Origin of the sequence: Ramlibacter sp. (assembly GCF_028291745.1) — a bacterium.
Classification (GTDB): Bacteria; Pseudomonadota; Gammaproteobacteria; order Burkholderiales; family Burkholderiaceae_C; genus Ramlibacter.
The window spans coordinates 1-13,000 of the sequence record NZ_JAQGNQ010000080.1 but is presented as its reverse complement, the minus strand read 5'-3'; the positions used below and the strand labels follow the sequence as shown (position 1 = coordinate 13,000).

Genomic DNA, 13,000 nt, shown 5'->3' with positions numbered 1-13,000 from the left:
CAGACTGGCCAGCTTGCCTCCTGGTCTTCGCATGAACCCCGACCTTCCACGCAGTGCGCCGGTGTCCGCTTCCGCTCCCGCCGGTGCTGCGCAGTCCCTGCGCATCCTGCTCGTGGAAGACCAGGAGGACCTGCGCGAAACCTCGCTGCAACTGCTCGACCTGCTGGGCGCCAACGCGCAAGGCGCGGTCGATGCCGAATCGGCCGAGGCCATGCTGGAGCGCGAACCCTTCGACGTGCTGATCACCGACATCACCTTGCCCGGGCGCAGCGGCCTCGAGCTGGCCGCGCGCATGGCCGAGCGCCAGCCCGGGCTGAAGGTGGTCTTCTGCTCCGGCTACGGAGCGCCCACCGGCTTGCCCGCGGGCCTGCGCAGCTGGAACCTGCCCAAGCCGTACGGCCTGCCACAGCTGGAGGCACTGCTGGAGGAACTCGCGGCCGCGCCCTGAGCCTGGACGCTGGTGCACACGCCCGGCTTCGGCGGGGCACGCCGGCCCGACCTGCTCACACCACCTTGAGATCGCGCAGCGACGGATCCTCGTCGGGGTAGCGCAGCGCCAGGCCTTGCAACGCTTCGCGCACCGCCAGGGCGACCATCAGGTTGCGGTGCGTCTTGGAGTCCGCAGGCACGATGGTCCACGGCGCCCATGGGGTCGCGGTAGCGGCCACCGCGGCCTGGTACGCCTGCTGGTACGCGTCCCACTTCAGCCGCACGGCGAGATCGCCGGCCTGGAATTTCCAGCGCTTGGTCGGGTCGTCGATGCGCTGCTGCAGGCGCTTGCGCTGCTCGTCGGCCGAGATGTGCAGCAGGAACTTGAGCACCACGGTCCCGGACTCGGTGAGCAGGCGTTCGAAGTCGTTGATCTGCGCATGGCGGCGCGCGGTCTGCTCTGCATCGATCTGCCCTTCGACCACGGGCACCAGCACGTCCTCGTAGTGGCTGCGATTGAAGCCGACGATCTCGCCGGCCGCGGGCACCTGCGCATGGATGCGCCAGAGGAAATCGTGGGCCCGCTCGTTCTGGCTGGGCACGCCCCAGGCGGCCGTGCGCACGCCGATCGGACTCATGCGCCCGAACACGGCGCGCAGCGTGCCGTCCTTGCCGCTGGTGTCGAGCCCTTGCAGCACGACCAGCAGCTTGTGGCGGTGGTCGGCGTAGAAGAGTTCCTGCAGGGCGTCGAGTTCAAGCGCCAGCGCATCGAGCTGCTCACGGTCCGCCGTCTTGCTGCCCAGCGAAAAGGGCTTGGCCCCGGGGTCCAGAGCCGCCAGCGAGAACGCTGGATCGGGCGCCGACAGGCGCCACTGCGCCCAGGGCAGGGCCTTCTGCTGCGCCTCCTCCTTCTTCAAGCGGTGTGCCACGGGTTCAGTGTAGGGCGGCGCGCGCGCGAGCGGGGCCGTTGTCACGCGAGCGTCACATGCGTTCCCTACAGTCCTGCACATCCCATGAAGAGAACCACCATGAACTTCGCGCTTCGCACCCTCGCCATTCCCCTGTTTGCCTTCGCCGCGGCCGGCGCTGCCAGCGCCCAGGATGTCACCGGCGCCGGCGCGAGCTTCCCCGCGCCGCTGTATGCCAAGTGGGCCGCCGATTACAACAAGGCCACCGGCGTGCGCGTGAACTACCAGTCGGTCGGCTCGGGCGCCGGCATCAAGCAGATCGACGCCAAGACCGTGGACTTCGGGGCGAGCGACATGCCGCTGAAGGACGAGGAACTGGCGCAGAAGGGCCTGGTGCAGTTCCCCACCGTGATCGGCGGCGTCATCCCCGTCGTCAACATCCACGGTGTGGCCCCGGGCCAGTTGCGCCTGAATGGCCAGGTGCTGGGCGATATCTATCTCGGCAAGATCACCAGGTGGTCCGATCCGGCGATCAAGGCCCTGAACCCCAGCCTGGCGCTGCCCGATGCGGCCATCACGCCGGTGCGCCGCGCCGACGGTTCCGGCACCAGCTTCATCTTCACCAACTATCTCTCCAAGGTGAACGCCGAGTGGAAGGCCAAGGTCGGTGAAGGCACCGCGGTCAACTGGCCGGTGGGTGCGGGCGGCAAGGGCAACGAAGGCGTCGCCGCTTTCGTCGGCCGACTGCCCAACGCGATCGGCTACGTCGAGTACGCGTACGTGAAGCAGAACAAGATGAACTACGCGCTGATGCAGAACGCGGCCGGCCGCTTCGTCGCTCCGGACGAGACCGCCTTTTCCGCGGCAGCTGCGGGCGCGGACTGGAGCCACAGCTTCTATCAGATCCTGACCAACCAGGCCGGCGAGAAGGCGTGGCCCCTCACCGGCGCGACTTTCATCCTGATGCACAAGGCGCAGGACAAGCCGGTGCAGGCCGCGGCCACGCTCAAGTTCTTCAACTGGGCCTACCAGAACGGCGACAAGACGGCCGGCGACCTGGACTACGTGCCTATGCCCGGCGCCGTGAAGGGCCAGATCGAGAAGCTCTGGACGGCGCAGATCAAGGACGCGTCGGGCAAGGTGCTGGCGTTCCGCTGAGTTCCTCTTAGGGTGGGTTGCCTTCGGCAACCCACCCTAGGCACACCCCATCCGCGCACGGCCGCGGTATCGTCACTCCCCCATCTCTCCATGTGCGACGCCGCGCCCACGGTGCTGACCCTCCTCGACCGCGACCACAGCATCCTCGCTTTCAACGAGCGGGTGCTCGACTGGGCGCGCCGTTCCACGGTGCCCCTGCTGGAGCGGCTGCGCTTTCTCACCATCGTCTCCTCCAACCTCGACGAGTTCTTCGAGGTCCGCACGGCCGAACACCTGACCGCCGCAGTTGCCGGTCATGTGAAGGGTCCGTACACGCTGCGCAGCTTCGAAAAGCTGGCGGTGGTCGCGCACAAACTGGTGGAGCGGCAATACGCCCTCTACAACGACGACCTGATGCCCGCGCTGGAGAAGCAGGGCATCGGCGTCGTCTCGCACGGCGAGCGCAATGCGGCGCAGAAGGCGTGGGTGGACGAGTACTTCGAGCGCGAGGTGCGGCCGCTGCTGGTGCCCATCGCGCTCGATCCGGCGCATCCCTTTCCGCTGGTGGCCAACAAGTCGCTCAACTTCATCGTGCGGCTGGCGGGCAAGGACGCCTTCGGCCGCGAGAACGAGATCGCCATCGTCAAGGTGCCGCGCGTGTTGCCGCGGATCATCGCGATGCCGGCCAAGGTGGCAGGCAAGCGCCAGCTGTTCGTTGCGCTGTCCAGCGTGATCCGCGCGCACCTCGACGCACTGTTCCCGGGGCGCGAGGTCGGTGCGTTCTCGCAATTCCGCCTGACGCGACACTCCGAGCTGGCCGTGGGCGAAGAGGATGTGCGCAACCTGCGCACCGCGCTGCGCCTGGGGCTGCAGCAGCGGCACTACGGGCAGGCCGTGCGGCTGGAGGTGTCGGCCGGCTGTTCCGAATTTCTGTCCGGCTTCCTGCTGACGCAGTTCGCCCTGCCGCCCGAGGCGCTCTATCGCGTGCACGGGCCGGTCAACCTGGTGCGATTGCAGCAGATGATCGCGCTGGTGGATGCGCCCAAGCTGCTGTTCCCGGTGTATACGCCGTCCTATCCGCGCGATCTCGTTCCGGGCCGGCCGATGTTCGACCAGCTGCGCAAGCGCGACGTGCTGATCCACCAGCCCTTCGAGAGCTTCAAGGCGGTGCTCGACTTCCTGCGCGAGGCGGTGCGCGACCCGCAGGTGCTGGCGATCAAGCAGACCATCTACCGCACGGGCAATGACCAGGAGGTCGTCGAACTGCTGCGCGAAGCCGTGGGCCGCGGCAAGGAGGTCACGGCCGTGGTCGAATTGAAGGCGCGCTTCGACGAGGAGGCCAACATCAACTGGGCCGAGTCGCTGGAGGCGGTCGGCGCGCAGGTGGTGTACGGCGTGGTGGGCCTGAAGACGCACGTGAAGATGCTGCTGATCACGCGACGCGAGGGCGCCGAGCTCGTGCGCTATGCCCATCTCTCCACCGGCAACTACAACCCGCGCACCGCGCGTGTCTACACCGACGTGAGCCATCTCACGGCGGACCCAGAACTCACGGCGGATATCGAGGCGCTGTTCGTGCACCTGGCCGGGCAGAGCAAGCTGCCGCGCCTGAACCATGTGTGGACCGCGCCCTTCCACCTGCAGCGCAAGTTCGTCGACGAAATCGACAAGGTCGGCAATGCCGCCGCGGCGGGCCGCGAGGGGCGCATCCTGCTGAAGATGAATGCGCTGACCGACGAAATGCTGATCGAGGCGCTGCTACGCGCCGGCAAACGTGGTGCGCGCATCGAGCTTCTGGTGCGCGGCGCCTGCATGCTGCCGCCGCAGGTGCCGGGCCTGAGCGAGAACGTGCGCGTGCGCTCCATCGTCGGCCGCTTCCTGGAACACTCGCGGGTGTTCTATTTCCGCGCCGGCGACGAGGAGAAGCTCTATCTCTCCAGCGCCGACTGGATGAACCGCAACATGCTGCGCCGGGTGGAACTCGCCTGGCCGGTGCTCGATGCGCAGCTGCGCCAGCGCGTGCTGGAGGAATGCCTCAAGGCTTGCCTCGACGACGACCGCGATGCCTGGGACCTGCAGGCGGACGGCAGCTACAAGCGCCTGAAGGCGGCCGAGGAACCGGGCGGCCATGGCGCGCAGGCCTTGTTGATGGCACGCTATGGTGCCCCGCCGGGCGAAGACGAGGTGTGAACATGGACCTGATTTTCTGGCGCCACGCCGAGGCCGAAGACGAACGTGACGGCCTCGACGACCTTGACCGCGCCCTCACGAAAACCGGCCAGAAGCAGGCGGCGCGCGTGGGCGCCTGGCTGGATGCACAACTGCCCAGGGACACCTTGATCCTGTGCAGCCCCGCCCTGCGTTGCCAGCAGACGGCGCTGGCGCTGGGCCGCGACTTCCGCATCGTCGAGCGCATCGCGCCAGGTGCTGCGCCGGCCGCCGTGCTGGAGGCGGCACAGTGGCCCGACGCGCCGCATCCCGTGATGATCGTGGGGCACCAGCCGACGCTGGGCCAGACGCTGGCACAGCTGCTGCGCCTGCAGGACACGAACTGCGGCATCCGCAAGGGCCAAGCCTGGTGGCTGCGCGCGCGCGAAGGCGAGCTGCAGGTGTGGGCGGTGCAATCGCCCGAGACGGCGTAGTTTGCCTTTGCTCCCTCCCCTTCCGGGGGAGGGCTGGGGAGGGGGCGCTGCGGGATCACACCGCCCGCCGGGGGCGCCCCCACCCCCACCCTCCCCCGGGAGGGGAGGGAGTCACAGCCGACATCACTCGTTCGCCGGCCTGCCGGTCTTGATCGCCAGCACCCCATTCACCGTCGCCAGGAAGGCCGCATCGCCCATGGCCGCCAGGGCCTGCACGCCGGCGCGCAGCACTTCGCTTTTCTTCGTCGGCCGTCCGAGCTTGGCGGCGCGCAGCTTGAGTTCGTCGAGCACGGCGTATTCGACCTTGGGCATGGTGAAGCTGTCGCGCACCAGCTTCGCTTTCTTCGGCTTGTCCGCCTTGTCGCTGGCGGCGGCGGCCGGCTTTGCGATGCGCTTGGCCTTGCTTGCGCCCGCGGCGGCGGCCGCATCATGGGGTGTGGCCGCTGCCTTGGCCTTTTTCGGCGCAGGCAGCTTGGCGATGGCGTTCTTGGCAGTGGCCATGGGAGAGTCCTCCGGAGTGTCGTGAAAACAGTATAAACAGTAATACTGTTTCTCTCAACGGCAGCGGACGCTCAGTGCAGCGCGAAGCTCCAGGGCGTCTTCTGCCACGCCACCACCTCTTCGCGCAGCAGGTGGGCCGACTGTGGATAAGCCTGCGCCCAGTCGGCGGGCAGCGTGAGCGAGATCGCCTGGCCCACCCCGGACACGACCAGCCCCTGCAACTGCGGCTCGCGCCGTGCGTGGCACAGGATCACGGCGAGCCGCAGGCAGGCGAGCTGCTGCAGGAACACGGTGTCGCTGAAGTCCGCCTCGAGCTTGCGCAGCTTGCCGCGGTGGCCAAGCACCAGCAGCCCCAGGCGATGCAGCTCGTTTTGCGCGAAGCCGGGCGCATCCGCGTGGTCCAGGATGTAGGCGCCGTGCTTGTGCGCGTCGCTGTGCGAAATCAGCGTGCCGATCTCGTGCAGCTGCGCGGCCCAGGCGAGCTCGCGCTCGCGCACCTGCCGCTCGTGCTCGCTGCAGCCGGTGCACAGCGTCGCGAACAGCAGGCCGGCGACGCGGCCCACGCGGGCACCCTGTGCCGCATCCGTCTCGAACTTGCTGGCCAGCCGTTCGATCGTGCTGGTGCGCATGTCGGTATCGGCATGTTCGCGATCGAGCATGTCGTACAGCACGCCATGGCGCAGCGCGCCCTGCGCGGTCTGCATCGTCTCGATCTGGAGCAGCTCGAAAACCGCGCGCAGCACGCTCAGGCCGCCACCAATCACGGGCCGGCGATCGTCCTTCAGGCCGGGCAGGCGCACCCGATCCGCACTGCGCGCCTGCAGCAGTTGCGACTCGAGCCATTGCAGGCTCTGGCGCGTGACCACGCCCTGGCCCATGCCGCTGGCCGCGAGGATGTCCGCCACCGCGCCTATGGTGCCGGCCGAGCCGTAGGCCACGTCCCAGCGATCGCGGGGATAGACGCTCAGCGCTTCATCCAGCACGGCCTGCGCCGCGACCGAGGCGCGCTCGAAAGCGGCGGCGCTGAACTGCCCTTCGGGAAAGAACTTCATCGACCAGGCCACGCTGCCGACGCGATAGCTCTCGGTCACCTCGGCTGCGTATTGCTGCCCCAGGATCAGCTCGGTGGAGCGGCCGCCGATGTCCACCACCAGCCGGCGCTCGGCCGATTGCGGCAGCAGGTGGGCGACGCCCTGGTAGATGAGCCGCGCTTCCTCGCGCCCCGAGATCACGTCGATGGCAAAACCCAGGATCTGACGGGCCCGCGCCAGGAAGACTTCCCGGTTGCGTGCCTCGCGCAGCGTCTGCGTCGCCACGGCGCGCACCTGTGCCGGCGCAAAGCCCGCGAGCCGCTCGGCAAAGCGCGCCAGGCAGGCCCAGCCGCGCTCCATCGCTTCCTGCGTGAGGTTGCGCGCTTCGTCCAGGCCATTGCCCTGCCGCACCGTCTCCTTCAGGTATTCGACGCGGCGCAGCTGCCCGAACTCCATGCGGCCGATCTCCAGCCGGAAGCTGTTGGAGCCGAGATCGACGGCGGCGAGCAGGGAGCCCTCTTGCATGCGGGCCAGCATAGCAGCGGGCGCTGCCGCGTGGTGTCAACGCCAGAACGGATCGGCCTTGCGGGCCGCCTTGCGGCAGGCCTTGGCGCACGCGTGGGCGAGTTGCTGCTCACGCGCAGCCAGCCAGCCGGCGCCGAACCACGCGGCGGGCGCCTGCGCGGCGCGCTCTTCGAACAGCGCCCGTCCGGCGACCGCATCCTGATAGCGGCCGAGCGCATCCTGCAGGTCCTTGAGCGCTCGCACATAGCCGTCGACCGCCGCCCCCCGGTAGAGCGGGCGCACCAGCTCCGCGAGATAGCGCTGGCGCTTCAGGCGCTTGCGCACCAGGTGCCGATCTTCCTGCCGCAACTGCTCGAAGCGCCGACCGGCATGAACCATCCTCGCGTGCAGCGCCCGCAGGCGTTCGGCCGCCCGCGCGCGCAATTCTTTCGCGCCGCGGCCCTGGCTGTCATGCAGCGCATGGGCCCATCCCGCCAGCGTCACCAGCGCGTCCTGCACCTCGGGATGGCGAACGGCGGCGCCGGGATCGGGCAGCGCCGGCTGCCACGCTGCGATCGAGTGGCCCGCAGTCTCCAGCTCCTGCAGCAACGCCGGCACCAGCAGCGCGCGATCACGGTGCTCGCCAAGCCGGTGGAACAGCTCGCGCAAGGCGGCCACCACCGCAGGAGCCGGCGGCGCGCCCACCGGCAGCTCGCGCAAGCCCGTGCGCAGACGTCGCAGGCCGATGCGCAACTGGTGCACGTGGCCATTGCCACCGGTGCCGGCGGCCAGCTCGCCGGCATTGGCGAGGATCTGCCGCAGCGCCGAATCGAAGATCGCGGGCAGCAGCTGGCGGGCCTTGGCGTGCACCGCCTGGGCCGTTGCCGGCGGCGGCGCCTCGTTACCCTCGGCGAGGCGACGTCCGAGCGCGGACTTCGATTGCGGATCCAGCCACAGTCCGTGATTGCGGCACCAGCTGCGGGCGAGCTCGATCAGCGCGGCCGGCGGGCCTTCCTTCAGTTCGAGTTCCAGCTCCTGCACCTGCTGCGTGCGCTCGCCCGCGCGGACCTCGCCGCGATCGAGCGCGATCTCCACCGAGGCGCCGCCCGCGCTGATCGTGCGGGCCAGCCGCGTGACGTCGGTCTCGAAGGTGGGCTGCAGGTCATGCGCCGATGCCTGCAACGCGGTCACCAGCAGGTCGTGCACGGGATGGCCGCGGTGTCGCGCGATCTCGGGCGGCAGTGCGTCGCCGGCCGGGCCCAGCGGCACGTTGTGCTCCAGCCGCTCGAAGCCACCGCGTCCCGGGCCCTTGGCGGTCTGCACCCAGCTGTCGCCCTCCTGCCGGATGCGCAGCACCAGCCCCGCGGCCGCCAGCGCCTGGTCGGGCGTATCGAAGTAGCGGGCGCGCAGGCGCGTGCTGGCGACCGTGTCGTCTCGCAGCGCCTCTTCCAGCTCGGCGACGCGCTCGGGCGGCACCTGGAATTTCAGTTCGAATTCGGTCACTTCGGGCTCCGTCGGTGGGCTGCCGCGGGCGTCCCGCCATCGTGCCCGGAAACGGTGGCTTGCCTGCGGCAAGCCACCCTAAGGATGCACGTCTTGTCGGCGGGTGGCAGACTTGCCCTCTTCCATTGGTAAACAGCGAGGTGGCGATGACGATGCTGAGGTCCGCAGGCGTGGCGTTGCTGGCGATGTGGGCCCTGTCGGCAGCGGCCGGCCAGGTGCGCGTTGCCGTGGCCGCCAACATGGCGGCGCCGATGCAGAAAATCGCCGGGGACTTCGCGCGCGCCACCGGGCATGAAGCATCGATCGCGCTCGGCTCCACCGGCAAGTTCCACGTGCAGATCCGTTCCGGCGCGCCCTTCGAGGTGCTGCTGGCGGCCGACGACGAGACGCCCGCCCGACTGGAGCGCGAAGGCCTGGGTGTCCCCGGCACGCGCTTCACCTACGCCACCGGGCGGCTCGTGCTGTGGAGTGCGGATCCGGCCGCCGTCGATCCGCAGGGCCAGGTGCTCTCGCGGCCGCCTGCGGGCAAGCTGGCGATCGCCGACCCGAAGCTCGCGCCCTATGGCGCGGCGGCGGTGCAGGCGATGACCAGGCTCGGTGTGCTGCAAGCGTGGCAACCGAACATCGTGCAGGGCGAGAACATTGGCCAAGCCTTCCAGTTCGCCGCGACCGGCGCAGCGCCCCTGGCGTTCGTTGCGCTCGCGCAGGTGATGGCCGATGGAAGGATCGCCAAGGGCTCGGCCTGGATCGTCCCCGCCAGGCTGCACTCCCCCTTGCGGCAGGACGCGATCGTGCTGAAACCGGGCCAGGCCAATCCGGCCGCGGCGGCGCTCATGAATTACCTCAAGAGCGACGCGGCGCGGGCAACCCTGCGCGGCTACGGCTACGAGTTCTGAATCGGCGCGGCAAGCGCGCAAGCTCGGACGGCCTCCTCCATGCACGCTCACGGGCACGCGGTCCGCCAGCACCGCGTGCCTGCGCGCCACCTGCGCCGCTCCCCCGGATTTGGGCGATCTCACCCAGCGGTCCCCAGGCATTCCCCGCCACCACCCGCAGGATTCGGTGAAAACCCCCGCGCTCCTGCGCGATCGAGCGGGCCCGATGTTTGCGTTGTCATCCACCAGAACACAAGGAGGCAGGGATGTGGAGCACGCAGGCGCTGGCGCCGGAACGCGGACCCGGGGAGGTCCGCATCAACGATCGGATCGATGACGCATACGACACGTGGAAGGAGGTGGACGCCGCGGCGCGCCTGTTGCAGCGCGCCGTGACCGACGCCTGGGAGCGCTACGAGCGCGGCGTCAGCGGCCCGCCCTCGCGGGACCTGCTGGCCGAGTCGGCCTGGCTGCGCAATGCCGCCCGCGAACGGCTGGAGGACGCGATGCTGCTGCTGGTGGAAGCCGGCCACATCCAGCCCTCGGAGAACGACGTGGAGACGATGGACTAGTTGCGCGGTCCTCCCGCCCTCCCCGTCCGGGGGAGGGTGGGGGCGCGGCGCCCCGCGCTGCCTATCTCGCCAGGTGCGTATCGAAGAACCGCGCGATCTCCCCAAACGCTTCCTGCGTTTCGGGGATGCGATCGTCGCGTCCGTATTGCGCGTGCGACTGGCCTTCGTACACCTGCAGGAAGGAGTCGATCCCCAGGTTGCGCAGCTTGCGATGCACCCGCACCGTGTTGCTCAATAACAGGTCGCGCGTGCCCGAAGTCAGGATGGTCGGCGGAAAGCCGCTCATGTCGCCATACACGGGCGAGATCAGCGGGTCCTTCATGTCGTGGCCGTTCGCATAGAAGGCGGCGGCCGCGTCGCAGAAGCCGTCGGGTGACACCAGCACGTTGTCGACCCGCGCGTTCGTCTGGAAGGTGTCGCCCGCCTTCGTGCTGTCCGACATCGGCGTGCCGGAGGCCATGGCGCCCGGCAAGGGCAGACCGAGTTGCCGCGCGCGCAGCCCCATCTCCAGGACCAGCGCGCCGCCTGCGGACGTGCCGATGAGACCCACGCGCTTCGGCTTCGTCCTGGCGATCACCGCGCGGTACACCGCCATCGCGTCGTCGAGTGCCCCGGGGAAATAGGCCTGCGGCGGCATCCGGTAATCGACGGCGATGACGCGGTAGCCGCCGATCGCGGAAATCAGCATCGCCTCGGGCAAGGCCGCCTCGGCGGGATTGAGCACATAGCAGCCGCCGTGCACCTGCACCAGCACGCGATCGCGATTGCGCGGCTGGATCTTCTCGGGCGTGACGGTGTAGATCCGCACGCCGCCCAGGGTGCCGGGCTCCACGCGCACCTTCAGGCGCTCGCGCATCGCCTGCACGTTCGGCAGCGCGCTGGTGCGTGTCGTTTCCGCCAATTGCTTCCAGCCTTCCGGGGTGGTGGGCGGCGTGTCCCATCCCGAACGCAGCGGCTGCGCAATGATCTGCTGCAATTGCGGGCTGACGGTGGTCGGGACCGGAATGCTCTTGGCGGGAACCTCGCGCGACGACGGCGGCGCCGACTGCGCACAGACGGCCGTTGCCGCGAGCAGGAGCGCGACCGTGGTCGCGGCGCGGATGGATGGACCAGATGGCATGGATTCCTCCAGAAGGCGCGCCAGCTTAGGGCCGGCCCCGGCCATGCACGAGACCATCCATCCCCCAGCTGCAGGTTGCACGCGTGCGGCGCTGCCGCTATCTCAAGCATCCGTGGGGCGCTGCCACAGGGCTCGGCTACGGGATTGCTTGTGCCTGCCACTTCGCTGCGCGTGTCGATTTCGGCCGCGCCGGTTCGTCGTACCAGTCAGGCCGCACTTTCGCGACCGCTTTTGCCAGGAGCTCCCATGAACTACATCGATGGCTTCGTCCTCGCCGTGCCCACGGCCAATCGCGAAACCTATCGCCGGGTTGCGCAGAACGCATCGGCGATCTTCAAGGAGTACGGCGCGCTCTCGGTCACCGAGTGCTGGGGCGACGACGTGCCCGAAGGCAAGGTCACCTCGTTCCCGATGGCCGTGCAGCGCAAGGAAGACGAGACGGTGGTGTTCTCGTGGATCGCCTGGCCCTCGCGCGCCGCTCGCGACGAGGGGATGAAAAAGGCCATGGCCGATCCGCGCCTGAAGGAGGGAATGGATCCGATGCCGTTCGACGGGCAGAGGATGATCTACGGGGGGTTCCAGGTGATCGTGAACGAGTGATTGCGAACGCGCCCGCCGCCGGCGCGATCACCGGGGGCGGCGCGGAATGGTGCTGCCAGCATTGAGCACGTGCGAAACTCTGAGCTTCCGTCGGATGGTCCCCATGACTGATTCGCTTCGAGAACTCGCACAGCAGCTACAGCAGTTCGCAAACGAGCGTGACTGGCAGCAGTTCCACGCACCGAAGAATCTCGCTTGCGCGTTGGTGGTGGAAGCTGCGGAACTGCTCGAGCACTTCCAATGGCTTACCGAGGACCAAAGCCGCAGCCTCGATTCGGCCAGGCATGACGCCGTAGCGGCAGAAATGGCAGATGTCCTGCTGTACTTGCTGCAGCTCTCCAACGCTCTCGATGTGGATCTCGTCGCTGCGGCGCAGACGAAGCTGAAGACCAATGCATTGAAGTACCCGGTTCACCTTGCCCGCGGGAACAGCACGAAGTACGACGAACTGTAGCCGTGTCGTTGAAAGGCCGAGACAGTGCGGCAGCAGGTTGCGGCAGCGCAGCCCGTGCCGCCCCGCACTCAATGCTGCACCGCCCCACCCTCCACCGTCCCCCGCCACGCCCCGGTCTGCTCGCCGGTCGACTCGATCATCTTCTTGAAGTTCTCGAGATTGCGCTGTGCCTCGAACTTCACCGCGCCTAGCGCGTCGCCGAGCTTTTCGTTCAGGCCGTCAGGTGCGTAGACCATGCGCAGCGTGATGCGGGTGCGCCCCTCGGCGATCTTGTCGAAAGTGACCACGCCCATGTTCATCGGGCCGCTGGTGCTGCGCCAGCCGATGCGCTGGTCGGGGATCTGGTCGGTGATCTCGGCATCCCATTGCTTCGGCTTGCCGGCCACCGTGGCACTCCAGTGCAGGTGCACGTCGTCGAGCTGGCGGACCTCCCGCACACTGCCCATGAAGCGAGGAAACTCCTCGAACTGGGTCCACTGGTCGTACGCGGTGCGCACCGGTACGTCCACCTCGCACGTCGCCTCGACCTCGGAGAGGCCGCCGCGGGCGGAAGCCTTGTTCATGTTCCTGGCCAGCAGCATGCCGCCATAGGCAACGGCGGCAACGGTGGCGATCTTGCCAAGCATGGTGTGTCCTCTCTCGATGTGGTTGACGGGCCCTGCGGCAAAGCACGGGGAACGGCGGGCACTTTGGCACGCCCGCATCTCGGCCGTTTGTAGGAAAT

14 protein-coding genes are annotated in these 13,000 nt (G+C 68.6%); 8 read left to right on the top strand and 6 right to left on the bottom strand.

The annotated features are described in order from the left end of the window. Positions 1 to 31 precede the first annotated feature (31 nt). Positions 32 to 448: a response regulator gene (locus tag JWP60_RS14450; protein WP_299792536.1), complete on the top strand. Its 417-nt coding sequence runs from the start codon at positions 32 to 34 to the stop codon at positions 446 to 448. A 55-nt stretch (positions 449 to 503) separates the two neighbouring features. Here the strand turns inward: JWP60_RS14450 and JWP60_RS14445 are convergent, their stop codons facing one another. Beyond that, positions 504 to 1,358, bottom strand: coding sequence for a PPK2 family polyphosphate kinase (locus JWP60_RS14445; RefSeq protein ID WP_363320851.1), 855 nt, complete (start codon positions 1,356 to 1,358; stop codon positions 504 to 506). Between the two features lie 99 nt (positions 1,359 to 1,457). Here JWP60_RS14445 and pstS point away from each other — a divergent pair, with 99 nt between their 5' ends. From pstS to JWP60_RS14430, 3 genes are all read left to right on the top strand, one after another. Continuing rightward, positions 1,458 to 2,495, top strand: a complete 1,038-nt coding sequence (gene pstS / locus JWP60_RS14440; RefSeq protein WP_299792614.1) for a phosphate ABC transporter substrate-binding protein PstS — start codon at positions 1,458 to 1,460, stop codon at positions 2,493 to 2,495. Positions 2,496 to 2,585: 90 nt separating this feature from the next. After that, positions 2,586 to 4,664, top strand: a complete 2,079-nt coding sequence (ppk1, locus tag JWP60_RS14435; protein WP_299792531.1) for a polyphosphate kinase 1 — start codon at positions 2,586 to 2,588, stop codon at positions 4,662 to 4,664. Positions 4,665 to 4,666: 2 nt separating this feature from the next. Continuing rightward, on the top strand, positions 4,667 to 5,116 hold the full coding sequence (locus JWP60_RS14430) for a histidine phosphatase family protein (RefSeq protein WP_299792528.1): 450 nt from the start codon (positions 4,667 to 4,669) through the stop codon (positions 5,114 to 5,116). A 123-nt stretch (positions 5,117 to 5,239) separates the two neighbouring features. Here the strand turns inward: JWP60_RS14430 and JWP60_RS14425 are convergent, their stop codons facing one another. The 3 genes from JWP60_RS14425 to JWP60_RS14415 form a co-directional block, all read right to left on the bottom strand. Next, complete coding sequence (locus JWP60_RS14425) at positions 5,240 to 5,617, bottom strand: hypothetical protein (RefSeq protein ID WP_299792525.1); 378 nt, start codon at positions 5,615 to 5,617, stop codon at positions 5,240 to 5,242. A gap of 71 nt (positions 5,618 to 5,688) precedes the next feature. Continuing rightward, on the bottom strand, positions 5,689 to 7,173 hold the full coding sequence (gene ppx / locus JWP60_RS14420) for an exopolyphosphatase (RefSeq protein WP_299792522.1): 1,485 nt from the start codon (positions 7,171 to 7,173) through the stop codon (positions 5,689 to 5,691). Between the two features lie 36 nt (positions 7,174 to 7,209). Continuing rightward, the gene (locus tag JWP60_RS14415; protein WP_299792519.1) at positions 7,210 to 8,655 is read right to left on the bottom strand and encodes a CYTH and CHAD domain-containing protein; all 1,446 of its coding nucleotides are present in this window, start codon (positions 8,653 to 8,655) and stop codon (positions 7,210 to 7,212) included. 146 nt (positions 8,656 to 8,801) lie between these two features. On the opposite strand from JWP60_RS14415, the gene modA reads away from it, so the two are divergent. Next, complete coding sequence (gene modA / locus JWP60_RS14410) at positions 8,802 to 9,551, top strand: molybdate ABC transporter substrate-binding protein (protein ID WP_299792516.1); 750 nt, start codon at positions 8,802 to 8,804, stop codon at positions 9,549 to 9,551. Positions 9,552 to 9,796: 245 nt separating this feature from the next. Then, a complete protein-coding gene (locus JWP60_RS14405) occupies positions 9,797 to 10,102 on the top strand; it encodes a hypothetical protein (RefSeq protein WP_299792513.1) in 306 nt (101 codons plus the stop codon). A gap of 61 nt (positions 10,103 to 10,163) precedes the next feature. On the opposite strand, the gene JWP60_RS14400 is transcribed toward JWP60_RS14405, so the two are convergent. Beyond that, positions 10,164 to 11,222, bottom strand: a complete 1,059-nt coding sequence (locus JWP60_RS14400) for an alpha/beta hydrolase (protein WP_299792510.1) — start codon at positions 11,220 to 11,222, stop codon at positions 10,164 to 10,166. Positions 11,223 to 11,468: 246 nt separating this feature from the next. Here JWP60_RS14400 and JWP60_RS14395 point away from each other — a divergent pair, with 246 nt between their 5' ends. Together JWP60_RS14395 and JWP60_RS14390 are read left to right on the top strand one after the other, a co-directional pair. Beyond that, entirely contained in the window at positions 11,469 to 11,822 is a 354-nt protein-coding gene (locus JWP60_RS14395) for a DUF1428 domain-containing protein (RefSeq protein WP_299792507.1), read from the top strand. Positions 11,823 to 11,925: 103 nt separating this feature from the next. Continuing rightward, complete coding sequence (locus tag JWP60_RS14390; protein ID WP_299792504.1) at positions 11,926 to 12,276, top strand: nucleotide pyrophosphohydrolase; 351 nt, start codon at positions 11,926 to 11,928, stop codon at positions 12,274 to 12,276. Between the two features lie 68 nt (positions 12,277 to 12,344). Here the strand turns inward: JWP60_RS14390 and JWP60_RS14385 are convergent, their stop codons facing one another. Continuing rightward, positions 12,345 to 12,902, bottom strand: a complete 558-nt coding sequence (locus JWP60_RS14385) for an SRPBCC family protein (protein ID WP_299792501.1) — start codon at positions 12,900 to 12,902, stop codon at positions 12,345 to 12,347. Positions 12,903 to 13,000 lie beyond the last annotated feature (98 nt).